Annotated in this window: 25 protein-coding genes and 1 pseudogene; 16 read left to right on the plus strand and 10 right to left on the minus strand. The window is 48.3% G+C overall.

Annotated features, from left to right (window positions below):
• Nucleotides 1-1,005: 1,005 nt before the first annotated feature.
• Both C9J01_RS16570 and gpt read left to right on the plus strand, forming a co-directional pair.
• Nucleotides 1,006-2,295, plus strand: coding sequence for an NCS2 family permease (locus C9J01_RS16570; protein ID WP_107299253.1), 1,290 nt, complete (start codon nt 1,006-1,008; stop codon nt 2,293-2,295).
• A gap of 53 nt (nt 2,296-2,348) precedes the next feature.
• Nucleotides 2,349-2,807 carry a xanthine phosphoribosyltransferase gene (gene gpt, locus C9J01_RS16575; protein ID WP_107299254.1) on the plus strand — a complete coding sequence of 153 codons (459 nt, stop codon included), beginning with the start codon at nt 2,349-2,351 and terminating at the stop codon, nt 2,805-2,807.
• A 63-nt stretch (nt 2,808-2,870) separates the two neighbouring features.
• Here gpt and C9J01_RS16580 read toward each other — a convergent pair whose 3' ends face one another.
• On the minus strand, nt 2,871-3,167 hold the full coding sequence (locus C9J01_RS16580) for a hypothetical protein (RefSeq protein ID WP_107299255.1): 297 nt from the start codon (nt 3,165-3,167) through the stop codon (nt 2,871-2,873).
• Between the two features lie 254 nt (nt 3,168-3,421).
• Between C9J01_RS16580 and frsA the strand changes: the two genes are divergently transcribed.
• The 4 genes from frsA to C9J01_RS16600 all read left to right on the plus strand — a co-directional run bounded on the left by frsA (nt 3,422) and on the right by C9J01_RS16600 (nt 7,779).
• Nucleotides 3,422-4,684 (plus strand): esterase FrsA, encoded by a 1,263-nt coding sequence (frsA, locus tag C9J01_RS16585; RefSeq protein WP_107299392.1) that lies wholly within the window; start codon nt 3,422-3,424, stop codon nt 4,682-4,684.
• 101 nt (nt 4,685-4,785) lie between these two features.
• Entirely contained in the window at nt 4,786-5,190 is a 405-nt protein-coding gene (gene crl, locus C9J01_RS16590; RefSeq protein ID WP_107299256.1) for a sigma factor-binding protein Crl, read from the plus strand.
• Between the two features lie 113 nt (nt 5,191-5,303).
• A complete protein-coding gene (gene proB, locus C9J01_RS16595) occupies nt 5,304-6,494 on the plus strand; it encodes a glutamate 5-kinase (RefSeq protein WP_158264553.1) in 1,191 nt (396 codons plus the stop codon).
• A gap of 28 nt (nt 6,495-6,522) precedes the next feature.
• Nucleotides 6,523-7,779, plus strand: a complete 1,257-nt coding sequence (locus tag C9J01_RS16600) for a glutamate-5-semialdehyde dehydrogenase (RefSeq protein ID WP_107299257.1) — start codon at nt 6,523-6,525, stop codon at nt 7,777-7,779.
• Between the two features lie 100 nt (nt 7,780-7,879).
• Here C9J01_RS16600 and tnpA read toward each other — a convergent pair.
• Nucleotides 7,880-8,274 (minus strand): annotated as a pseudogene (gene tnpA, locus C9J01_RS16605) (IS200/IS605 family transposase).
• Between the two features lie 37 nt (nt 8,275-8,311).
• On the opposite strand from tnpA, the gene C9J01_RS30040 reads away from it, so the two are divergent.
• Nucleotides 8,312-8,947, plus strand: a complete 636-nt coding sequence (locus C9J01_RS30040) for an RNA-guided endonuclease InsQ/TnpB family protein (RefSeq protein WP_272898726.1) — start codon at nt 8,312-8,314, stop codon at nt 8,945-8,947.
• Nucleotides 8,948-8,967: 20 nt separating this feature from the next.
• Nucleotides 8,968-9,549 (plus strand): RNA-guided endonuclease InsQ/TnpB family protein, encoded by a 582-nt coding sequence (locus C9J01_RS30045; protein ID WP_272898727.1) that lies wholly within the window; start codon nt 8,968-8,970, stop codon nt 9,547-9,549.
• A gap of 44 nt (nt 9,550-9,593) precedes the next feature.
• Here C9J01_RS30045 and C9J01_RS16615 read toward each other — a convergent pair whose 3' ends face one another.
• From C9J01_RS16615 to C9J01_RS16635, 5 genes are all read right to left on the minus strand, one after another.
• Nucleotides 9,594-9,821, minus strand: coding sequence for a DUF2897 family protein (locus C9J01_RS16615; RefSeq protein WP_107299258.1), 228 nt, complete (start codon nt 9,819-9,821; stop codon nt 9,594-9,596).
• Nucleotides 9,822-10,532, minus strand: a complete 711-nt coding sequence (locus C9J01_RS16620) for a M15 family metallopeptidase (RefSeq protein ID WP_107299259.1) — start codon at nt 10,530-10,532, stop codon at nt 9,822-9,824.
• On the minus strand, nt 10,532-11,662 hold the full coding sequence (gene dapE / locus C9J01_RS16625; RefSeq protein WP_107299260.1) for a succinyl-diaminopimelate desuccinylase: 1,131 nt from the start codon (nt 11,660-11,662) through the stop codon (nt 10,532-10,534). The genes C9J01_RS16620 and dapE overlap by 1 nt, the downstream gene beginning before the upstream one ends.
• Before the next feature lie 14 nt (nt 11,663-11,676).
• Nucleotides 11,677-12,030, minus strand: coding sequence for an ArsC family reductase (locus C9J01_RS16630; protein WP_107299261.1), 354 nt, complete (start codon nt 12,028-12,030; stop codon nt 11,677-11,679).
• Nucleotides 12,031-12,103: 73 nt separating this feature from the next.
• On the minus strand, nt 12,104-12,502 hold the full coding sequence (locus tag C9J01_RS16635; protein ID WP_107299262.1) for an MAPEG family protein: 399 nt from the start codon (nt 12,500-12,502) through the stop codon (nt 12,104-12,106).
• Nucleotides 12,503-12,889: 387 nt separating this feature from the next.
• On the opposite strand from C9J01_RS16635, the gene ompW reads away from it, so the two are divergent.
• Together ompW and C9J01_RS16645 are read left to right on the plus strand one after the other, a co-directional pair.
• Nucleotides 12,890-13,528 (plus strand): outer membrane protein OmpW, encoded by a 639-nt coding sequence (gene ompW / locus C9J01_RS16640; protein ID WP_107299263.1) that lies wholly within the window; start codon nt 12,890-12,892, stop codon nt 13,526-13,528.
• A 264-nt stretch (nt 13,529-13,792) separates the two neighbouring features.
• Nucleotides 13,793-14,074 carry a winged helix-turn-helix domain-containing protein gene (locus C9J01_RS16645; RefSeq protein ID WP_107299264.1) on the plus strand — a complete coding sequence of 94 codons (282 nt, stop codon included), beginning with the start codon at nt 13,793-13,795 and terminating at the stop codon, nt 14,072-14,074.
• A 39-nt stretch (nt 14,075-14,113) separates the two neighbouring features.
• Here the strand turns inward: C9J01_RS16645 and C9J01_RS16650 are convergent, their stop codons facing one another.
• The 3 genes from C9J01_RS16650 to narQ are packed head-to-tail and all read right to left on the minus strand — an operon-like array spanning nt 14,114 to nt 16,774.
• Entirely contained in the window at nt 14,114-14,446 is a 333-nt protein-coding gene (locus C9J01_RS16650) for a DUF4156 domain-containing protein (RefSeq protein WP_237156993.1), read from the minus strand.
• On the minus strand, nt 14,446-15,072 hold the full coding sequence (locus C9J01_RS16655; protein ID WP_107299265.1) for a response regulator: 627 nt from the start codon (nt 15,070-15,072) through the stop codon (nt 14,446-14,448). Before C9J01_RS16655 ends, C9J01_RS16650 begins: the two co-directional genes overlap by 1 nt.
• Before the next feature lie 4 nt (nt 15,073-15,076).
• The gene (gene narQ, locus C9J01_RS16660; RefSeq protein WP_107299266.1) at nt 15,077-16,774 is read right to left on the minus strand and encodes a nitrate/nitrite two-component system sensor histidine kinase NarQ; all 1,698 of its coding nucleotides are present in this window, start codon (nt 16,772-16,774) and stop codon (nt 15,077-15,079) included.
• Between the two features lie 382 nt (nt 16,775-17,156).
• On the opposite strand from narQ, the gene napF reads away from it, so the two are divergent.
• The 6 genes from napF (at nt 17,157) to C9J01_RS16690 (ending at nt 21,724) form a co-directional block, all read left to right on the plus strand.
• The gene (napF, locus tag C9J01_RS16665; protein ID WP_107299267.1) at nt 17,157-17,648 is read left to right on the plus strand and encodes a ferredoxin-type protein NapF; all 492 of its coding nucleotides are present in this window, start codon (nt 17,157-17,159) and stop codon (nt 17,646-17,648) included.
• Nucleotides 17,649-17,650: 2 nt separating this feature from the next.
• Entirely contained in the window at nt 17,651-17,923 is a 273-nt protein-coding gene (locus tag C9J01_RS16670) for a chaperone NapD (protein ID WP_107299268.1), read from the plus strand.
• Nucleotides 17,920-20,406, plus strand: a complete 2,487-nt coding sequence (gene napA, locus C9J01_RS16675; RefSeq protein ID WP_107299269.1) for a periplasmic nitrate reductase subunit alpha — start codon at nt 17,920-17,922, stop codon at nt 20,404-20,406. Before C9J01_RS16670 ends, napA begins: the two co-directional genes overlap by 4 nt.
• 124 nt (nt 20,407-20,530) lie before the next feature.
• Nucleotides 20,531-20,962 carry a nitrate reductase cytochrome c-type subunit gene (locus C9J01_RS16680; RefSeq protein ID WP_370577310.1) on the plus strand — a complete coding sequence of 144 codons (432 nt, stop codon included), beginning with the start codon at nt 20,531-20,533 and terminating at the stop codon, nt 20,960-20,962.
• Nucleotides 20,963-20,993: 31 nt separating this feature from the next.
• Nucleotides 20,994-21,569 (plus strand): NapC/NirT family cytochrome c, encoded by a 576-nt coding sequence (locus C9J01_RS16685; protein WP_107299271.1) that lies wholly within the window; start codon nt 20,994-20,996, stop codon nt 21,567-21,569.
• A gap of 20 nt (nt 21,570-21,589) precedes the next feature.
• Nucleotides 21,590-21,724 carry a TIGR02808 family protein gene (locus tag C9J01_RS16690; RefSeq protein ID WP_107299272.1) on the plus strand — a complete coding sequence of 45 codons (135 nt, stop codon included), beginning with the start codon at nt 21,590-21,592 and terminating at the stop codon, nt 21,722-21,724.
• The last annotated feature ends 69 nt before the right edge of the window (nt 21,725-21,793 follow it).

Consider the following 21,793-nt stretch of genomic DNA (forward strand, 5'->3'; position numbering starts at 1 on the left):
ATTCAAGGGGGTAATAGTTGTACTTTGGTCGCGGTTTAGTAAAGGCATAAAGATCTATTCTGTAATTTAATTACAGTTTATGGTGTCCAAATACTCAAAAAAGGAAAAAGTGTGACGCAGTTAAAGAAAATGCTTGAAAGTTTATTACGGCTGGGTTATAGTTTCACCATCTTCTGAACGAAGACGAACGACACAAAATTTTGCTCTAGGATGAGCCCGAGATATCGCCTCCAAGGAACCGAGTTTAAGTCAGGCCAAGACGGCCAAACACGTATTACGTGTAGTCATTGCTTAATAGTTAAGGTGATAAAAATGAAAGTATTTGAATCAGTAAACAAGTTTTGGAACAACCGCGCTGTATACACCGGTAACTTTAAATACCCAAGCTCGTTCGGTTACTAATTCTGTGGTTTGTCCGGTTCTACATTGTCGGGCAGATCTGAGTGGTCAATTTTTTGTTCACCCCCTTTGTTTAAGAATCTCTTAAAACCGCTTTTCGGTTTATAGTTACATTCTTGACGCCACTTCCATTTGGAGTGGCGTTTTTTTTATCCTCTTGTTTTACCACCATGCCTTTTCTGGCCAACCTTATCTGCGTTATCTATAGCTGTATTTTATGCCTTTTGGCTGTATTCGATTACATTTCTCGTTAGCTGTTAATTCATGCAATTTGATGGGTGATATTAACGTTTGCGCATAGGTGGAAAATATCAATTGAATAAAATGTAACCTTACTGTTAAAAATTCAAATTGTTGTTTTTTATGGCTTTATTTTTGTTTTGTTTTGAGGTGGCCGGTTTTTTATTCGGTTATTGATATTGATTGATGATAATTGCGTTATTTACTGGAAATTGACAATTATCGAGCATATAATCGCCACCCAAAATAGAGACGCAATCGTTTTCTATTTCTTGAATGTTCGTGATGTGTGGAAACTGAGAACCGGCTTCGGCATATCCAATAAACCAATATCAATTGCTTAATATCTCCAAGGAATCGAGAGCAATGCTTGAGAAACTTTTTAAACTCAAAGAGAACGGTACTGATGTCCGTACCGAGCTGCTAGCGGGTCTGACTACCTTCTTGACGATGGCTTACATCATTTTTGTAAACCCATCTATGCTATCGGCAACAGGTATGGATCAGGGCGCGGTATTTGTCGCAACCTGTCTGGCTGCAGTTGTGGGCTGTTTTATTATGGGCTTCGTGGCTAACTACCCAGTGGCTCAGGCGCCGGGTATGGGCCTTAATGCCTTCTTCACCTACGGTGTTGTATTGGGTATGGGCCACACTTGGCAGGTGGCACTGGCTGCTGTATTCCTTTCGGGTCTGTGCTTTATCGCCTTGAGCGTACTTCGCGTCCGTGAGTGGATTATCAACTCGATTCCCCATGCGCTCCGGATCGGGATCTCGGCGGGTATTGGTTTGTTCCTGGCGTTTATTGCCCTGCAAAGCTCTGGCATTGTTGTCGACAACCCAGCAACGCTAGTTCAAGTTGGTGATTTCACTAGCTTCCCTGCAGCGATGGCGTCATTAGGCTTCTTCCTAACGATTGCCTTGGTACACCGTGGTTATAAAGCGGCTGTATTGATTGCGATTTTAGCGGTAACGGCAATCAGTGTTCTTGTTGGTGAAGTGGCTTACGGCGGTATTGTCTCAGCTCCACCAAGCATTGCGCCGACTTTCATGCAGATGGATTTCTCTGGTGCACTGGAAGTGGGTTTGATTTCAGTTGTGTTCGCGTTCTTGTTTGTTGACCTGTTCGACACGGCGGGAACTTTGGTCGGCGTCGCAACTAAAGCTGAATTGATCGACAAAGACGGTAAGCTACCTCGCCTAAACCGTGCGCTTCTAGCAGACAGTACTGCTACTTCTGTTGGTGCAGTATTGGGTACATCGAACACGACCTCTTACGTTGAGAGTGTATCAGGTGTTGCAGTGGGTGGCCGTACCGGTCTTACTGCGGTGACAGTAGGCGTTTTGTTCCTAATGGCATTGTTCTTTGCGCCGCTAGCAGGTATGGTTCCTGCCTATGCGACAGCAGGTGCTTTGTTCTACGTAGCCATCCTAATGATGTCTGGCTTGGTTAGCGTTGACTGGCGTGACTTAACAGAAGCAGCACCAGTAGTTGTAGTTTGCCTACTGATGCCGTTAACATACTCCATCGCTGAAGGTATTGGCCTTGGCTTTATCACCTACGCTGCCGTCAAAACGATGAGTGGCAAAGGTCGCGATGTAAATATTAGCGTTTGGGTTATTGCGGCCCTATTTGTTGCTAAAATTATTTTTCTATAACAGTAAATAAATACATACAGCAGTTTTTCTGCTGACTCAGAGGTTCATCGGATATGAGTAATAAGTTCATCATCACTTGGGACAACATGCAAATGTATACCCGCCAGCTAGCAGAGAAATTGCTTCCTGCCGACCAGTGGAAAGGTATCATTGCCGTTAGCCGTGGTGGCTTGGTTCCATCTGCAATCTTGGCGCGTGAACTTGGTATTCGTTATGTTGATACAGTATGTATCTCTAGCTACGACCACGATCACCAGCGTGAGATGAAAGTACTGAAGCAAGCAGAAGGTGATGGTGAAGGTTTCATCGTTATCGATGATCTGGTGGACACTGGCGGTACAGCGGAAATGATCCGTCACATGTACCCGAAAGCAAAATTCGTGACTGTATGTGCGAAGCCTGCAGGTAAACACCTGGTTGATGACTACGTGGTAGACATCCCGCAGGAAACTTGGATCGAGCAGCCATGGGATATGGCCGTGACTTTCGTTGATCCAATCGCGAAAAAATAATATCGCTTAAAGCGAGTAAAAAAGGAGCCTTGGGCTCCTTTTTTTATACCTGCTATGTCGAGCTTAGCTGGCTTTGGCTCTAATATCCGACAGGGATTCGCCATTGGGCTTATTACGGTAATAGTTGTTGTAGTTGATGAGATCAACCATGGTATTACCGGTTATCTCGCATTGGCGCTGGTATTTGGTTTGGTAGCTGTCAGGAATACGTTCGCCAGTGACATCAAGGCAAAGTGGGGTTTTGGCATTGACACCACCGGATGCCTCTCCGGGGTTACCACCTAGGGAACCACCGCTACCAAACGCGAGGACTGATGTAGAGAAAAAAAGCGAAGCACAAAGACAAAGGACATATCGCATACTTACCACCGTATGAAGTACTGATAGGTAAGTAAAAGCATAGCTGAGTCCTGGTATTTCCCCAGTACCGCTTGTGCAACTCACGGGAATTGTCTGCCGGCTCATACAGTAAGTATCTGTTGGGTGGTATACTTTAGACATAAAACCACAATAAGCACATCCCCTAGGCCGAACCGGATTAACGTGCTTTTGCTATAGACCGGAAGTGCTCGGGCCTGCATAGTAGGTATGTGTGAACCGATATGGAGCAGAATGTGTCTGAACCGTCCAAAACTAATCTTTCCGAAAAGCTCTTTGCCCCAAGGCAAACCTCCAAAGAGACATCGAGCCTGGTGAAATTAGCCCATGTTGTCGATGCCCCGATCCACAGTGCGCTGGATGGTGATACTGAAATTGGCTGGTATCGGGTAATGCGACGCCCGCAATGGATTTGGCAGGGGATCGACCCGATAGAACTAGAAGCGATTCTGGCTCGGATTGCCAAAAGTGACGCGCCGCGTACCCGCGACGATTTGCTTGATACGGTGATTGGCTATAAGCCTGGGAACTGGGTGTATGAGTGGTGCCAGTCAGGTGGGATGTACCATAAGGCTGCACGAGCCTTGTTAGATCAAGGGGAAAAGGAAAAGGCTGCCGAGCAACTCATTACTGCCAGTATGTATTACAGTATCGCGGCCTACCCTCACCTGAAAGGGGATGATTTGGCTGCTCAAGCTGAACTACAAGCCAATCAAGCCTACCGTGATGCAATGGATAATATGCCGCACCAGATGCGTACCATTGATGTCAAATACGAGAACAAAACGTTCCAAGCCTTTATCCATCTGCCTTGTACTGACAAACTATTACCCACGGTGATTGTCAGTGGTGGCTTGGATACCCTGCAGTCTGATTTGTTGCGCCTTTACCAGAAATACTTAGGTCCGGCTGGTTTTGCGATGATCACGTTGGACATGCCATCAGTTGGTCATAGTAGCCATTGGTCTTTGACTGAAGATACCAGCCGCTTGCACCAAGCGTTGCTGCAGCAGGTAAAAGATGTTCCTTGGGTTGATCATACCCGGGTGGCGATGCTGGGTCTTCGGTTCGGCGGTAATGCTGCGATAAGGTTAGGTTTTCTTGAGCCGACCCGCCTGAAAACCTGCGTCAGTGTCGGCGGTATTATTCACAGTGGCCTAGCCGATCCAAAACGTCTCGATGCCATGCCGCGGATGTACCTTGATATGATAGCTTCACGCCTTGGTAAGCATGGTGTGTCAAAGACAAGCTTGGTGTCACACCTACCAGCTTGGTCCCTTAAGAACCAGGGGTTAGTGGGCCGTCGTAAGATTGATGTACCAATGCTAGGTATTGGTTTGAAGAGCGATCCAGTTTGCTCAGAGTTTGATAATCAGCTGATCGCAATGTCAAGCCGTGGCGGTAAGGCGATTACGCTACCGGATAAACCGCTACACGATGGGTATCATCGGGCCATGACAACGGTTGTTGATTGGCTGAAGGAAAAATTAGCCGAGTAGGGAAGTTATCAATACGCTGATGTTGTAAATAAATTGTTGCCAAATAAGCAGTTTACGGCTTAAATGGATTAGGTAATTTATTGCTAGGGATGGAGATGATTATGACGACAGAAAAGACTTTCCCGCCGCATGGGCGTTTGATGACTAAGCTGACGGCCTTGGGACCATACTTGCGTCAGCCTCTGTCTTCCGAAGGGCATTTTTTCTTTGATTGCCTTTCAAGTTGTGTCAGTGCGAAAAAGGCACCTGAAGAGCGTGAATTCTGGGGCTGGTGGTTCATCATTGAAGCCAACGATGACGGCTTTGAGTATCACTACGGCTTTGGCCGTTATGATGATGCGGGGGAATGGATCAAGGATCCGGTACCGGCAAAACATGAGAAGGCAGTACAGCAAACGTTAGAGGATTTTTATCCGAAATTGGAAGGTTTGTTGCAAGATGAGTTTGAATTGACATTATCCCCTTCAAAAGTGCTCAAAGAGCCTGAGCTTGGTAGCGTAGCCTGATTTGCAAGCCTTACCTTAAATGAAGAAAAATGCGCCTGATTGGCGCATTTTTCTTGTGATTTATAAAGGGTATTGATACAACATCATTCTACTTTTCTTTTTGTTTTATCCCCATGGCAGAGACAAATATCCTAAATGAGCAAAACAAGGACTTGGTAACCGCAGACTCTAACAATGAGTCTCAAAACCAAGAGGTTAGGCACAGTTCACAGACTATCGTCGTCAAGCTGGGTACCAGTGTGTTGACAGGCGGTACGCTAAAGCTGGATCGTGCCCATATGGTTGAGTTGGTTCGCCAGTGCGCACAACTGCGCCGGCAGGGCCACAAGGTCATCATTGTAACTTCTGGCGCGATTGCCGCCGGCCGAGAACATTTAGGATACCCCGAACTGCCCAAGAACATGGCGAGCAAGCAGTTGTTGGCTGCTGTTGGCCAGAGTCGTTTGATCCAAGAATGGGAGAGCCTGTTTGGTATCTACGGTCTACACGTGGGGCAGATGCTGCTAACCCGTGCCGATCTGGATGACCGCGAGCGCTACCTCAATGCCCGCGACATGATTGTTGCCTTGCTGGACAACGGCATCATTCCGGTGGTTAACGAAAACGATGCGGTTGCCACGACGGAAATCAAAGTGGGTGACAACGACAACCTGTCGGCATTGGTGGGCATTTTGGCTGGTGCCGATAAGCTATTGCTACTGACTGATCAGCCAGGCTTGTTCACGGCTGATCCGCGTAACAACCCTGACGCGGAGCTGATCCGTGAAGTCCATACTATCGATGAAACCCTGCGCAAGATTGCCGGCGGTAGTGTCGGTGGCCTTGGTACCGGTGGGATGGCAACCAAACTACAGGCTGCGGATGTTGCCCGTCGTGCTGGTATCGAAGTGATCATTGCAGCAGGTAGCCGCCCGGATGTGGTTGCTGATCTGGCTCAGGGAATATCAGTCGGTACGCGTTTCTTGCCGTTGGAATCACCACTCGAGAGCCGTAAGCGTTGGATCTTGGCCGGCCCCCCGCCAGCGGGTGATATTGTAATCGACCAAGGTGCGGCGGCTGCCGTACAACAGCGTGGCAGTAGCTTGCTGTCAAAAGGGATCACCGAAGTAAAAGGTGAGTTCGAGCGCGGTGAGGTTGCCCGGATTTTCAACGCTCAAGGTGAGCTGCTGGCCCGAGGCATTAGCCGCTACTCCAGCAAAGATCTGGCGAAAATTGCCGGCAAACACAGCCAGGATATTTATCAGGTGTTGGGCTACGAATATGGCCCGGTTGCTGTACACCGTGACGACTTGGTCGTTATCTAACACGTATTGAAACGTAAGGGAAAAGAACATGAATCTTGAACTGATGGGCCAAGCGGCGCAGCAGGCTGCTTTTGAACTGGCAACGGCAGCAACCGAACAGAAAAACCGTGCATTGGCCGTGATTGCCGATGAACTGGAAGCCAACCAAGAAGTGATCTTGGCAGCTAATGCCAAAGATATCGCCGCGGCAAAAGAAGCAGGCATGACAGACGCGTTGGTTGACCGTCTATTGCTTAATGCTGAACGTTTGGCGGGAATTGCCAATGACGTGCGCAATGTGATCAGCCTAAATGATCCGGTTGGTGCCGAGCTAGACAGCAAGGTGCTGGAAAACGGTATGCGCCTGAGCCGCCGCCGTGTTCCGCTTGGTGTTGTAGGCGTAATCTATGAAGCGCGCCCGAATGTCACCATTGATATTGCAGCACTATGCCTGAAAACCGGTAACGCCAGTATCCTGCGCGGTGGCCGTGAAACCTTCCATTCCAATATGGAGCTGGTCAAAGTGATTCAGGTAGCGCTTGAGAAAGCCGGCCTGCCGACAGCATCGGTACAGTACATTGAAAAACCAGACCGTGAGCTGGTTTCCCAATTGCTGAAGATGGATCAGTATGTGGATATGATTATTCCGCGCGGTGGTGCTGGCTTGCATAAGATGTGTAAGGAAAATAGCACCATTCCGGTGATCATCGGTGGCTTTGGTATCAGCCATGTCTATGTTGACGCAACGGCAGATCTGTCCCGTAGTCTTGATGTGGTAGAAAATGCCAAGGTACAGCGTCCATCGGCTTGTAACGCGTTGGATACCTTGCTGGTTAATGAGCAGGTTGCTGAAGCCTTTCTACCTCGTTTGGCAGAACGCCTTAATGCCAGCAATGTGGACATGGTCGCTGACGAAGCTGCCTATGAACTGCTTGAAGGCAAGGCCGCCAGCCTGCGCCGTGTGGCTGAAGGGGACTTCGACACTGAATGGTTGAGCTTCACACTTGGCGTTAAGATCGTTAAGGATGTGGAAGAAGCCATCGCCCACATGCGCAAGCACAATGCTAGCCATTCTGATGCGATCATGACCAATGACTTGATGGCGGCAGAGCGCTTTGTTAATGCGGCAGGTTCAGCGGCAGTTTATGTCAATGCGTCGACTCGCTTTACCGATGGTGCGCAGTTTGGCCTAGGTGCTGAAGTGGCAGTATCGACTCAGAAACTACACGCTCGTGGCCCAATGGGACTGGAAGAGCTGACAAGTTACAAGTGGGTAGGTATTGCTAATTACCTCCCACGTGCTTAATTGAGTTAGATATAAAAAAACGAGAGCAGATGCTCTCGTTTTTTTATAGGTGTGGGCGAGAAAACCCAGTGATCAGCTTGCTGTCGCTGGGATGAATCGCCTAGCCCTGATTCTCAATGTATTTCGTCACGATTTCAGCACTAGCATTTCCAACAGAGTAAACAAAATAACCATCTGACCAAAACGTCTTCTCTTTCCAGAAATGGTGACTTAACTGTCGTTGGTTTGCCATACAGTTTTGGTGGTGTGTTGTTTAATTCTTCTAACATGCTGGCTCACAGAATAGCGAGGCGAGATGGTCATCAGAATATGTATGTGATCTTGGTCAACTTCCATCTGCTCAATGCTAAACCCAGATCTTTGAGATAGTTCAAGTAATGCGTTTTTGATAACAACACCCAAAGTGCCATCTAACAGCCGTTTTCGATACTTAACGACTAAAATATGGTGTAGTGCAATCAGAAACTTACAATGTGAGTTCTTTTGATACTCCATATTTGACACCTCAAAACACTGTGTTAATGTACAGTGTATGAAAAAGACTCTCAGATACAACTACAGGCTGAAGCCAACCATCCAGCAAGAGGCTAAACTCATAGAGTTTGGCTCATACGCTCGTGGGTTGTGGAACTACCTACTGTCTGAGAATCAACGTCAATATGAAGCCGACAAAACGTTCGTTTTTTATAAAGAAATGGCTTCAAAAATTAAAGATATAAAGAAATTGCCTGAATTCTCATGGGTTAAAGCCTTTGATTCAGGCGCAGCACAGCAGGTCGCTCGCGATCTGGATTCGGCTTTAAGCAAAGGGACATCCAAAGAGTCCCACCAAAAGTTTCCAAAATTTAAAGTGAGCTATCGAGTTAAGAAACTTCACAACGATAGCTACCGCTCCGTGAACAACAACAACTGCATTAGGGTTGAGAATGGCAACATCACTCTTCCTAAAGTCGGTGCTGTACCTATAGTTCTGCATCGTAGTCTAGTGAGCAATATTAAGACAGCAACGGTGCAGTTGCGCCACGGAAAATGGGAAGTAAGCCTAACCCAAGAGGTTGAGTGCGATGAAGCAAAAAAGCTACTCCAAAGCATTGCAGGGTATGACATAAACTCAAAACAAACGGTTGTAGGCTCTAATGGTCTTGTTGTTGATAACCAAAGTATTTAAAAGTAGAAAAAGAAAAACTGATTAGATTACAGCGACAGCTTTCTAGGAAAAAGAAAGGCTCAGCTAGATGGAAGAAAGCTAAATCCCGTCTAAATAATCTCCACGGTTCAATAGCTAGAAAGCGAATGGACTTCGCACACAAGACCGCTCATCGGATAGCCAACGAAAGCGATATTGTAGTGTTTGAAGATTTGAATGTGGCGGGTATGCAGAGATTTAACGGTAAAATGGTCGCTGACAATATCATGGGGCTAATCTCAGGTTTGACTAGGTACAAGGTTGAATTAAGAGGTGGTATTCATCATGAAATTGGGCGCTTTGAGCGCACAACGGGTGTGTGCTCAAGTTGCGGTCAGCACCATAAATTGACGTTAAAGGACAGATATTTCACCTGTACTCGTTGTGGTCTAGCCAGTGACCGTGACTACTCTTCTGCAATAGCGGTGGAAAGAAAAGGTGAGTTAGATTTAATGGCGAATGGAACGGTCGTCAGGGCGAGTAAATCACCCAATACTCAGCAAAAATTAGGCGTTAAAACGAAAGTCTTTGCATTGGTAAAGTTGCCTTTGGGATCTGAGGAAATAGACAAGGCGGCTGATTAGCCACCTTAGAAGCTCAGTGATCAGCTATGCTGTCGCTGAGTAGTTCACGCCTGATCTTTGAGTTTCTTCAACTCTTGGTTTTCGTCGTTAGCCGCTTGTTTCTCGATCAGTTCATCAAGTTCTTGTTCGCGCTTGTTCTTGTCGTACATGTATTTGACTTTGTCCTTGTAGCCAAATTTCATGTTAGCGGTGTATTTCAGCGCCGCAATGTTACTAACCACCACGCTGACGACGATGATGCTGATAACCCACGGGTTGAGTAGCCATTCCATTTACACCTCACAGATATTCTCTATGTACCTAGTATAAAGACTATCAAGGTTTTCTAGGATGTGCGACTTTCCTGCAAGCTCAGATTGGCTAAGTGTGCGCTTGAGCAGGTCAGGAGTGAGCTGTGAAAGTAAATATTTGCTAACTGGGAAGTAGCTGATATGCCAGGGTTCACAGGCGACACCATTGCGATCTTCGGCGTAAGGAAGGTAGAAGCCGAAGCGTGCCATATGGTGGTTTAGCCATTGGCTAAACTCGGCTTGGTGGCCTCCGGTTTGGTATTCCCAGGGCTCAAGTTGCAGTTGTACGCCTTCCGGCAGGCAGTTTGCTGCGTAGACATCGATATCTGTCCCCCAGTGGTGGCGGCTTGCACCGGGTAGGGCAGACCAACGCATGATGGCGTGAATTTTTTCAAGATCGGTCAGTGAACTGGGGTCAAGTGGTTGGCTATCGCTATCTAGCAGCGGCCGCTTGCCGAGGTATTTGTTGTTCCAGATTAGCAACTGGCGTTCAAAGGGGCGGAAAGCACTGGCGATCTGGAGATCAAAGCCGGCTTTATTCGCTGCCTCTTTTAATGCTTCGAAGGCGGGGAGCATTTGCTGGTGGACAAAAGGATGCCCGCCATCGGGGGCTAGCGAGGCCAGGTGGCTGGTCTCTTGCCCGGTGAGTTGCCCGGCAGTGTGCTGCCGGGCTTGGGTCGGGTGGTTAACCATTAAAGGACTTTTTCCATCACTTTTTGGTACATGTCGGTCAGTTTTTCCAAATCCGCCACTTTTACACACTCATTGACCTTATGGATCGTCGCATTGACCGGGCCAAGTTCGATAACCTGCGCACCGGTGCGGGCAATGAAGCGGCCATCGGATGTCCCACCAGTGGTCAGCAACTCTGGCTTCTTGTGGTTGACTTCCTCAATTGCCTCCACGACAGCATCAAGCAAGCTACCTTCATCGGTCAGGAACGGGTGGCCGCTGAAAGTCCAGGTTAGCTCATAGTCAAGGCCGTGGGCATCGAGCACTGAGTGGACCTTGCGCTTGATATCATCGGCTGTCAGCTCGGTGCTGAAGCGGAAGTTGAACTGGACGTGGAACTCACCCGGGATCACATTCGATGCGCCAGTGCCGGCAGACAAGTTTGCGATCTGGAAACTGGTCGGTGGGAAGTAGGCATTGCCATTGTCCCATGTTGTCGCAGCCAATTCAGCCAATGCCGGCATAGCACGGTGTACTGGGTTATCCGCAAGGTGCGGGTAGGCGACATGGCCCTGCGTCCCCTTGATATTAACATCACCAGTAATCGAACCACGGCGACCGTTCTTCACCACATCGCCAACTGCATGAGTGCTTGACGGCTCACCGACAATACACATGTCAATTTTTTCATTGCGGGCTTCCAGTGTGTCAATTACACGGGTCGTACCATTGATAAACGGGCCTTCTTCGTCCGAGGTGATCAGCAATGCGATAGAACCTTTATGATCAGGGTTCTCGGCAAGGAAGCGCTCAATGGCCACAATCATACAGGCCAGCGAACCTTTCATATCAGCCGCCCCACGGCCATGTAGGTAGCCGTCGATAATGGTTGGTTCGAAAGGTGCAGTATGCCACTTATCAAGGTTACCGGCGGGTACCACATCGGTATGGCCGGCAAAGACAAATAGCGGGGCTTCCGTGCCGCGGCGGGCCCAGAGGTTGGTGGTATCTTCGAACACCATGGTTTCGATGTTAAAACCGAGTTTTTCCAGGCGTTCGATCATCACGTCCTGGCAGCCAGCATCTTCAGGGGTCACTGACTGGCGGCTAATAAAGTCTTTCGCCAGAGCGAGAACCGGGCTATCTGACATCCTTGTATCCTTTCTTAATTCGTTTGGAAGATTTCTTGGTATTGGGCAGGCTTGAAGCCCAAGTGGTAGCTGTTGTTATGAACCAACAGCGGGCGCTTGATCATTGCCGGGTGCTCCAGCATCAATTCGATAGCGCTTTGCTGGTCAAGGCCGGCTTTTTGCTCGTCGCTCAACTGGCGGTATGTCGTACCGCGCTTGTTGACCATGGCTTCCCAACCCAGTTCGGCTTCAAATAGCTCTAGCATGCCACGGTCAAGACCGTCGGCGCGGTAGTCATGGAAGGTATATTCGATGTTTTCGGCTTCTAGCCACTTCTTCATTTTTTTGATGGTGTCGCAGTTTTTGATGCCGTAAGCAATTGTACTCATAATTATTCTGGCTGACTTATTTTGTGAACTTGGTCTCTCTTTATAGCGGGAATAGACATGGGGTGCAACGGATTCAACCGCCATAGTGGATAGCCAGTTTAATCAGCCACATATTCGCCAAGATCCCCAGCACAAAAACGATGGTACGCCATGGGCTGAGCTTGAAAGCATAGCAAATGAAGTAAAGTACCCGGCTGATGATAAAGAGGTAGGCGGGGAGGGCAGATTCATGGGCGGGTACCCCTGCCAGATGGGCAATGAATACACAGCTTGAGAATACCGATAGGATCTCCCAACCATTGGCTTGGGCCGCTTTAACCCTTGAGGCAGCCCCGGTAAGCTCGCGATCTTGGATGCGTGGCTGGTTGATATCGAGCTTACCAGTCTGCCGGACAGTCAGCCACCCACCGACACCTGCCAATAAATAGTTAATTAAGATCATGGTGATAATGCACCAGAAAGCAGGGGTCATAGCGGCTCCTTCAACAGATGGCAGGTTTGCCCAAAGTATAGGTGACAAGTGTTGAGTGTGAGTACTGATAGGTGTCTGTGAGCATATTTATAAGTAACAAAAAAGTGCTAACACTTGCGTTGCTTATTTTTGATAAGAGAGCATTTCTGCGAGTCAGATAAATCTTTTTGGGTGGATTAGGTAACACTTCCTGCTACACATTTGTCTCGTGCAATGCAGCTAATGTAAGTAATTGATCTGTATCAAAAGTTATTTGTTGTCACTAATTTTTATAAATTGATTTCAATCAATACGGTTGTGTTTCCAAATGGTTACATTTTGCTCCGCTTAACGTGAAGCCCAATTTTTCCCCTATGTCGGGATTCAAAAGGAATGGAGTCAATAATAATGAAAAAGAATCTATATACCGTCGCTATCCTAGCCGCAATCATGGCTGCTCCTCAGGCTATGGCACACAAGCAAGGTGACATTCTTGTTCGTGCCGGTACGGCAACGGTTGTTCCAAACGAAAGCAGTGATGATGTAATTGGCCTTGGTGAGTTTGGCATTGATTCAAACACCCAACTAGGCATCACTGTGGGCTACATGCTCACAGATAACATCAGTGTTGAACTGTTGGCAGCAACCCCGTTCAGGCATAGTGTTTCGTTAAACGGTGTTGGTAAAATTGCTGAGATTGAGCATCTGCCACCGACACTGATGCTGCAGTACTATTTTATGGACAGCGCTAGCAAGTTCCGCCCGTACGTCGGTGCTGGACTGAACTACACCACATTCTTTAACGAAGACTTTAACGGCACAGGCGAAGGTGCAGAGCTGAGCGATCTAAAATTGGAAGATTCATGGGGTCTTGCTGCCAATGTAGGTATTGATTACCAGGTGAAGGATAGCTGGTTCTTTGGGGCTTCGGTGTGGTATGCCGATATCAGCACCGATGTGAAATTTAAATACCAAGGCGATGCACAGAAGATCAGTACAGATATCGACCCATGGGTATTTATGGTGACTGCAGGCTATAGTTTTTAATTCAATGAGCTAACGCACTGTTTATGAAGGCACAATTGTGATTGTGCCTTTTCGTTATTACACGGATGAGAATATTTGTGTGATATTTCAAGTTGTTGTTTAAACATGTCTTTTTTGTTTCGGTAATGACACGTTATGAAATTTTGAGACCGTGATCACTGAAAATAACGACCAAAACAGGGAAATCCTCCCTCATATTGATCAAACTCAACACCCTGCCAGCAGAAGTCGGAATAATAAAAACCTCAAATTATGGAGGTCTCAATGGAATTGAATCCGGTTTTTGCCCGTCGTCTTTATCTTGCTTTGCTTGTGGAGCAGCTAGATCGTCCCAATGTTCCTAAGCTGATTGAAATTACCGGTTGGCCACGTCGTACCATTCAGGATGTTCTCAAAGCCCTGCCAGGTTTTGGCATTGAGTTGGCTTTTATCCAAGACGGTAAACGTCATAATGACGGCTACTACCAGTTAAGCGACTGGGGACCCTTTGATGTTCACTGGGTTGAATCGAAAGAAAGGGATATTATCTCTTCCGTCTCGAGTTAATAAAAAAACCGCACTCGTGCGGTTTTTTTATGTCCATATTTATTGGCAGTAGTAGGCATTGCCTATTAAGGTCACAGACGTCGAAAAGTCTGGCGGGCTATAAAGTGAAACCGTATTGGCTCCCAGAGCCGCCGCTTGGTTACGCAGTTGGTTCAGCGCACCTTGGGTCAAATCCCTGTCACTGATAAACCAATAGTTGTACCAACTCCCCTGTGAGCCGATAAGTGTTCCCCGCCTTTCACAGGTATTTTGTATATCATTGGCATCCCAAGTTAGTACCACACGGCTAGCATCAACAAGCAGGGGCGAGGTACTGCACCCCGCTAGCACCATTCCTGACAGTAAAACGGCTAGAGCCCCAGATTTTCCCATTACTGGCCTTGTGATTCCAAGTAAAGCACTGTGGCAGCGGTCCTTGATTTAACCTGCAGCTTTTTCAGCAAGCTCTTCATATGAACCTTTACCGTAGCCTCTGAAATGAACAGGTTATCGGCAATCTGTTTGTTGCGGTAACCTTTTGCCACTTCTTTGAGGATCTGCATCTCACGGTCGGTCAGGGTATCGAGTAGTGAGTCCTGTTCGGCACTGTCAGCCAGGTACTCGCGGACCAGATCACTGAAAGCCTGACCACCGCTCATCGCTTCTTTGAGTAGGGCAATAAGTTGATCCGGCTCGGTGTCTTTTAGCAGGTAGCCATCAGCGCCGGCGTTGACCAACGCCTTAACGTCGGAGCGGCTATCGGAAACGGTCAATACGACAATTCGTGCCTGGATCCCTTCGGCGCGCATTGCGTTGAGGGTATCTAGACCAGACATGCCTTTCATATTGAGGTCAAGCAGGATCAAGTCGGGTTCTTTCTCCTGAGCTAGCAGTACGGCATCAGCACCGTTACTGGCTTCACCAACCATCTCGAAATCGTTTTCAAAGCTGAGAAGTTGGCTGATCCCCCTGCGCATTAACGGGTGATCATCAACAATCATAATTTTCCAACACGTCATATTGTTATCCTTGGGATTCGGGCTGAAATTGAAGGGTGACTTCGCAGCCAGTGCCCTTGGTTGTATTAATTTCCAGTGTACCGTGAAGGCGTGATGCCCGCTCGGTCATAATTGCTAGGCCATAATGATTAAGCTTTTCATCGGCCGGGTTAAAACCTATTCCGTCATCGCTGATAGTGATAGTGACGGTATCCAACTCTTGCAGGCAGGTAACAATGATTTCATCTGCCTGGGCATGTTTGATTGCGTTTAGCGCTGCTTCCCTGATCAGTTGCAATAAGTGCACCTGGTGATGGGCATCCAAACTCAGTGATGAAAGTTGGTTATCAATGATCAGCAAAGCGTTACTCTGCTCTTCCAATGGTTTTAGCATCTCTACCAATGCTTCACCAAAATTTGCTTCTTTGATTGTCAGGCGGAACGTGCTCAATAACTCCCTTAACTGGGTGTAAGCCCCTGATAGCCCATGATCAATATCACTGATGATCGCCATCGTCTGTTGCTGATCACCTTGGCCAAGTTGCCTTTTTAGCAGAGTAACTTGGATTTTGAGATAAGACAGTGATTGTGCCAAAGAATCGTGAAGTTCACGTGCAATCGTAGCACGCTCCTCCATCAATAATAATTGCTCTGATTGTTTCTGGGCGCGATTGTAGTAGATCCCTCTGGCCAAGGTACGGGAAATGTTCTCTATCAAACTTTTGTCGGGGCATGGCAGGGTGTCTTGCCACCACAGTTGGCCGAGTACTTGGCCGTCGAGCTCAAGGTCATGGTAGTGCCAGTTATTTCCAGATGGCTCGCCTGCGGTGATTTCGGTGTTGTTGCCGCTGCTTTCTTCGATGATTAGCTTGGCTGCCGTCAGTCCTTCAATATCAAGCAAAGTTTCCAGCATCACCGCAAAGTTTTTGGTGCTCAGGCGACTTTGCGAGAGTTCTTGCGAGCAATCATAGAGGACCTGCAGCGAGTCATTGGCTTGGCGTAGGCGCCGGGTTTTCTCGTCGACTTTCATTTCGAGGTTGCGGTACAGCTTGCCGAGCTCTGTCGCCATGGTGGTAAATGTGCCGGCGAGGATACCCAGTTCGTTGTCACTTTTGACATCGAGCGTAAGGTCGAACTTCCCTTCCTGGATTTGTTCGCTGGCGGTCACCATCTGGTTGAGTGGGGTGACGATCTTACGCTGGGTAAAGTGGATGGTGAACAGTGCAGCGATAAGGATCAGGCTCAAACCCAGCCCGCCAACCACAGATAATACCTGCAGTTTAATGATCGAAAACTCTTGTAACTCGTAGACAAATTGGTCGATCCGGTCGACAAATTTCGCTACTTCGCTGAGAAATAACCGCTCGTTGCCATCATGCAATAAGGGGTGCAGATCTTCCCAACGGCCGATCAGGTTGTAGTAGTGCATCTTGATGTTGGTCGGTACCGTCCAGTGTTCCAATGCTGCCATGGAAGGCGAGAATAAGGACTTTTCGAACATATCCAAATGAGCTTCCAGATGGGGGGACTGGGTTTGGATATCGTAGGCCAAACGGTAGCTCTGCATCCGCAATGATCCGGATACATTGACTGCTTCGGCATCGTTCAAACTTGATGCAAGGGTGAGCAGGGCAAAGCTGGTGGTAACCACAGAAAGAAGCAAGATTGCGAGCATGGCTCTGGCAATCGTTGTAGTGACGGGCTTTAGAGGCCTATTTTTCACAGATTTTCCTTTTAAATCGTTATCTTAAAGATAAGGAGAAAACGTTTTTCTGTTTAAGTCTGGTCTATATTTAATAGACGGAATGGTGATTTTCAATGCAATTGAGATAAATGCTAGCCGCTTCAAAGAAAACTTGGCTTTTTTATACTGAGAGGGCACGCATTTGAATTTATTGATCCAAGACAAATTTAGCCCCTAATTAGCCCTTACTAGGTATTTAAGCATTTATTACGGGATTTACACTTGTCGTGTAAAAAAATGACAGCTTGTGAATATTTGTTGTAATTCATTTTGGCTGTTAATTGGTACGCCTTGTTTTATATAGCCAAGCTGCTGCCCGTAATCACTATTTATTAATAATATTTTACGAAGGATTGAGTCAATGTTTGATCGTTCCCGTCGTCGGTTGTTGACGCGGCGTCGCAAGCCTGACCTGCAGCGAATGCCCTGGGTGGTCGATGAAGAAACCTTCACCGATACCTGTACCCGGTGCAACAAGTGTATCAATGCATGTGAAACACAAATTATTGCCAAAGGCGACGGAGGTTTCCCTACCGTCGACTTTCAGCGTGGTGAGTGCACATTCTGTTACCGCTGTGCAGAGGCTTGTCCCGAGCCGTTGTTTCAGCCGCAATCAGAGCAGCCATGGCCTTTGGTGGCACAGGTTAATGAGGGTTGCCTGGCCCACCAGAATATTGAGTGTCGAAGCTGTGGCGATGCCTGCGAAGTGATGGCGATTCGGTTCAAACTGCAATTGGGCGGCGTTGCCCGCCCGGAACTGGATACCTCAGTTTGCACAGGATGTGGCGGTTGTGTGTCGGTTTGCCCGACATCGGCGATCACCATGGTGAATCACAATAACGAAGAGAATTAGCGATGGCATTACAAGAAGTACACATTTCCAGCTTGGTTGTTCATGTAAAGCCGGAATATCTGGCCTCTGTCAAAGAGCAGATCGCAGCAATGCCGAATGCAGAAATATACGGCGACAGTGAAGAAGGGAAGGTCGTAGTGGTTCTGGAAACCGAAAACCAGGGCTATGTGACTGACACAATAGATAAAATCAATAATTTAGAACACGTTTTAACCACGTTTTTAGTGTATCACCAAATCGAACAGTTCGACTCGCAATCTGAGGAAGATTCATGAAAATGACAAGACGTGCGTTTGTGAAAGCAAACGCCGCTGCATCGGCAGCAGCCGTAGCGGGGATCTCGCTGCCAGCATCAGCAACTAACTTAATTGTTAGTTCTGACGAAACCAAAATTAAGTGGGATAAAGCGCCTTGTCGTTTTTGTGGTACAGGTTGTTCAGTACTGGTTGGTACGCAGAATGGCCGTGTGGTTGCGACTCAGGGTGATCCTGAAGCTGCCGTTAACAAAGGCTTGAACTGTATTAAGGGTTATTTCCTATCGAAGATCATGTACGGCAAGGATCGTCTACAGACACCTATGCTGCGCATGAAAGATGGTAAATTCCATAAAGATGGTGACTTCCAGCCAGTATCTTGGGATCAGGCATTTGACGTGATGGCTGAGAAGTGGAAAGAAGCCCTGAAGAAGCACGGCCCTTCTGGTGTCGGCATGTTCGGTTCTGGCCAGTGGACGGTAATGGAAGGCTATGCGGCATCGAAAATGATGAAGGCGGGCTTCCGTTCTAACAACATCGACCCGAATGCCCGTCACTGTATGGCGTCTGCGGTTGTTGGCTTCATGCGTACCTTTGGTATCGATGAGCCGATGGGTTGTTATGATGACTTTGAAAATGCAGATTCGTTCGTGCTTTGGGGCTCGAACATGGCGGAGATGCACCCAGTATTGTGGACCCGTTTGACTGATCGCCGCCTGAGCAACCCACACGTTAAAGTTAACGTGCTATCGACTTACTACCACCGCTCATTCGAGTTGGCTGACAATGGCATGATCTTCGAGCCACAGACCGACCTTGCGATTGGTAACTTTATTGCTAACTACATCATCCAGAATGATGCGGTTAACTGGGAATTCGTGAACAAGCACACCAACTTCAAGCGTGCTGATACCGATATCGGTTACGGCCTTCGTGACGAAGACCCTCGCCAGCAGAAAGCGAAAAACGCTAACTCTGGTGCAATGCACGCGATGACGTTCGAAGAGTACAAGGCCTCTGTTGCTGAGTACACGGTCGAGAAAGCCTCTGAAATGTCGGGTGTATCGCAGGATAAGCTGATCGAGTTAGCGAAGCAGTACGCAGATCCTAACACCAAGGTGATGTCACTGTGGACCATGGGTATGAACCAGCACACCCGTGGTGTGTGGATGAACAGCTTGGTTTACAACATCCACCTGCTAACCGGTAAGATCTCACAGCCTGGCAACAGCCCATTCTCCCTGACAGGTCAGCCATCTGCGTGTGGTACAGCGCGTGAAGTGGGTACTTTCGCCCACCGTCTGCCTGCTGACATGGTCGTGGCGAATCCTAAGCACCGTGCAGTTGCCGAGAAAATTTGGAAACTGCCTGAAGGGACAATTCCACCGAAGCCGGGTTACCACGCCGTATTGCATGACCGTATGCTAAAAGACGGCAAGATGAATGCTTACTGGGTAATGTGTAACAACAACATGCAGGCCGGTCCAAACATTAACGAAGAGCGTCTACCGGGTTACCGTAACCCAGAGAACTTCATTGTTTGTTCAGACCCATACCCAACAGCCACAGCGCAAGCCGCTGACCTTGTTCTACCAACCGCAATGTGGGTAGAGAAAGAAGGTGCTTACGGTAACGCAGAGCGCCGTACCCAGGCATGGTACCAGCAGGTTGAAACTCAGGGCGAGTCTAAGTCTGACCTTTGGCAGATCATGGAGTTCTCCAAGCGCTTCAAGGTTGAGGAAGTGTGGGGCGAAGAGCTACTGGTTAAAGCACCGCAGTACCGTGGCAAGACCATGTACGACATCCTGTTCCGCAACGGCCAGATCGACAAGTTCCCAATGTCTGAAGCCCAGCCATTGAACGATGATGCAAAAGCTCAGGGCTTCTACGTACAGAAAGGCCTGTTCGAAGAATATGCAGCATTTGGTCGCGGCAAGGCACACGATTTGGCGCCATACGACACATACCATCAGGTACGTGGCCTGCGCTGGCCGGTGGTTGACGGCAAAGAGACCCAATGGCGTTTCGCTGAAGGCTCAGACCCTTATGTACCAGCTGGTGAAGGTTTCCGTTTCTACGGCCATAAAGACGGCAAGGCAAACATCATCTTTGCACCGTTTGAGCCAGCACCAGAAGTGCCAGATGAAGAATATGACCTATGGATGTCAACGGGCCGTGTTCTAGAGCACTGGCACACAGGTACCATGACGCGTCGTGTTCCTGAGCTTTATAAAGCAGTACCAGATGCGCTGTGTTATATCCACCCAGATGATGCTGAGTCGCGTGGTCTACGTCGTGGTGATGAAGTACTGGTTGCTTCTCGCCGTGGTGAAGTGCGCTGCCGTGTTGAGACCCGTGGCCGTAACCGTCCACCTGCGGGCTTGGTATTCATCCCATTCTTTGATGCCCGTATTTTGGTGAATAAGTTGATTCTTGATGCGACCGATCCGCTCTCCAAGCAGACCGACTTCAAGAAGTGCCCTGTGAAGATCACCAAAGTATAAATAGCAACAAATTGAAGAGGTTGGTTGTCTGGCACTTTGCCGGGCAGCCCGACCTTTACCTGAATTTAGCCTCTAGGCGGAGAATACAATGAAACGATTAGTTCTAGCAGTAATAGCATTTGGCATGATGCTGGCTGGCGCTGTACACAGTGCAGAAGAGCTGCACAACCCGGGTGGTATCGGTGGCCTTGAGTCACTACGTGGTGCCAGCGAGCTGGAAGCGACTCGAGCGGCGGATCCGATGAAGCGTTTCCCTCGTGATCAGGGCACGATCGACAGCGATTATGTTTACCAGCCACCTTTGGTTCCGCACACGATCCGTAACTACGAAGTATCGAAGAATGCCAACAAGTGTCTGGCTTGCCATAGCTGGAAAAACGCTAATGAAATGGGCGCAACCAAGATCAGCGTGACTCACTACCAGTCACCGCGTGAAGGTCAGGTGTTGTCTGATGTGTCACCGGCACGCTACTTCTGCCTCCAGTGCCACGTACCACAGGCTGATGCTAAGCCATTGGTTGAAAATGACTTCCAGCGTGTTGATGCGTTGCGCTAATTATAGCCATCAGTGCTAAAGGGGCTATAAGATGAAACTATTGAAAGCATTTTGGCGCAGGTTCTCCTCGCCGAGTAAAGTGGCGGTCGGCCTGGTGTTGTTCATGGGCTTTATGGGCGGTTTGCTGTTCTGGGGCGCATTCAACACCGGTATGGAAGCGACCAACACCGAAGAGTTCTGTGCTGGCTGTCACGCACCGATTGTCAAAGAAATCCGTGAAACCGTTCACTTTGCCAACCGCTCTGGTGTTCGTGCTATCTGTTCTGACTGTCACGTACCGCATAACTGGACCGACAAAATTGTGCGTAAGGTGCAGGCTTCGAAAGAGTTGGTGGCTCACGCAATGGGAACCATTGATACCCAAGAGAAGTTCGAGGCACGGCGGAGCCACTTGGCTAACCGCGAATGGCACCGGATGAAAGAAAATGATTCCCAGGAGTGTCGTAACTGTCACGAATTCGAGTACATGGACTTTTCCGAGCAGGGTAGTCGCAGTGCCAAGCAGCACTCAACGGCGCTGGCAAACGGCGACAAAACCTGTGTAGATTGCCACAAGGGTATTGCCCACAAACTGCCTGACATGTCAGGTATCGAAGGCTGGCAGTAAGCCTCAGATAAGGAGCAACAATGAGTACATTAGAATCGATCTTCTGGCATGTACTGGGCTATGCGGCCATGCCTGTTATCATCCTGTCTGGTTTTGCTGCGGTAGCTGTGATTTGTGTCTGGCTATTGTCGCTGGGCAAGGACAAAAATATCTAGCAACGAGATTTCGTTGTATATGTAGCAAAAGCCATGCTCTCGAGCATGGCTTTTTTATTGCTTGGAAAG

Origin of the sequence: Photobacterium rosenbergii (genome assembly GCF_003026455.1) — a bacterium.
Lineage (GTDB): Bacteria > Pseudomonadota > Gammaproteobacteria > Enterobacterales > Vibrionaceae > Photobacterium > Photobacterium rosenbergii.

Coding starts and splice junctions, on each gene's coding strand:
- crl (WP_107299256.1), top strand. CDS start 4,786: ATGACGACAGAAAAGACTTTCCCGCCGCATGGGCGTTTGATGACTAAG.
- napA (WP_107299269.1), top strand. CDS start 17,920: ATGAAAATGACAAGACGTGCGTTTGTGAAAGCAAACGCCGCTGCATCG.
- dapE (WP_107299260.1), bottom strand. CDS start 11,662: ATGTCAGATAGCCCGGTTCTCGCTCTGGCGAAAGACTTTATTAGCCGC.
- C9J01_RS16690 (WP_107299272.1), top strand. CDS start 21,590: ATGAGTACATTAGAATCGATCTTCTGGCATGTACTGGGCTATGCGGCC.
- C9J01_RS16580 (WP_107299255.1), bottom strand. CDS start 3,167: ATGCGATATGTCCTTTGTCTTTGTGCTTCGCTTTTTTTCTCTACATCA.
- C9J01_RS16600 (WP_107299257.1), top strand. CDS start 6,523: ATGAATCTTGAACTGATGGGCCAAGCGGCGCAGCAGGCTGCTTTTGAA.
- ompW (WP_107299263.1), top strand. CDS start 12,890: ATGAAAAAGAATCTATATACCGTCGCTATCCTAGCCGCAATCATGGCT.
- C9J01_RS16630 (WP_107299261.1), bottom strand. CDS start 12,030: ATGAGTACAATTGCTTACGGCATCAAAAACTGCGACACCATCAAAAAA.
- C9J01_RS16620 (WP_107299259.1), bottom strand. CDS start 10,532: ATGGTTAACCACCCGACCCAAGCCCGGCAGCACACTGCCGGGCAACTC.
- napF (WP_107299267.1), top strand. CDS start 17,157: ATGTTTGATCGTTCCCGTCGTCGGTTGTTGACGCGGCGTCGCAAGCCT.
- C9J01_RS16685 (WP_107299271.1), top strand. CDS start 20,994: ATGAAACTATTGAAAGCATTTTGGCGCAGGTTCTCCTCGCCGAGTAAA.
- gpt (WP_107299254.1), top strand. CDS start 2,349: ATGAGTAATAAGTTCATCATCACTTGGGACAACATGCAAATGTATACC.
- proB (WP_158264553.1), top strand. CDS start 5,304: ATGGCAGAGACAAATATCCTAAATGAGCAAAACAAGGACTTGGTAACC.
- C9J01_RS16615 (WP_107299258.1), bottom strand. CDS start 9,821: ATGGAATGGCTACTCAACCCGTGGGTTATCAGCATCATCGTCGTCAGC.
- C9J01_RS16645 (WP_107299264.1), top strand. CDS start 13,793: ATGGAATTGAATCCGGTTTTTGCCCGTCGTCTTTATCTTGCTTTGCTT.
- C9J01_RS16670 (WP_107299268.1), top strand. CDS start 17,651: ATGGCATTACAAGAAGTACACATTTCCAGCTTGGTTGTTCATGTAAAG.
- C9J01_RS16655 (WP_107299265.1), bottom strand. CDS start 15,072: ATGACGTGTTGGAAAATTATGATTGTTGATGATCACCCGTTAATGCGC.
- C9J01_RS16570 (WP_107299253.1), top strand. CDS start 1,006: ATGCTTGAGAAACTTTTTAAACTCAAAGAGAACGGTACTGATGTCCGT.
- C9J01_RS16680 (WP_370577310.1), top strand. CDS start 20,531: ATGATGCTGGCTGGCGCTGTACACAGTGCAGAAGAGCTGCACAACCCG.
- C9J01_RS16635 (WP_107299262.1), bottom strand. CDS start 12,502: ATGACCCCTGCTTTCTGGTGCATTATCACCATGATCTTAATTAACTAT.
- C9J01_RS16650 (WP_237156993.1), bottom strand. CDS start 14,446: ATGGGAAAATCTGGGGCTCTAGCCGTTTTACTGTCAGGAATGGTGCTA.
- C9J01_RS30040 (WP_272898726.1), top strand. CDS start 8,312: ATGAAAAAGACTCTCAGATACAACTACAGGCTGAAGCCAACCATCCAG.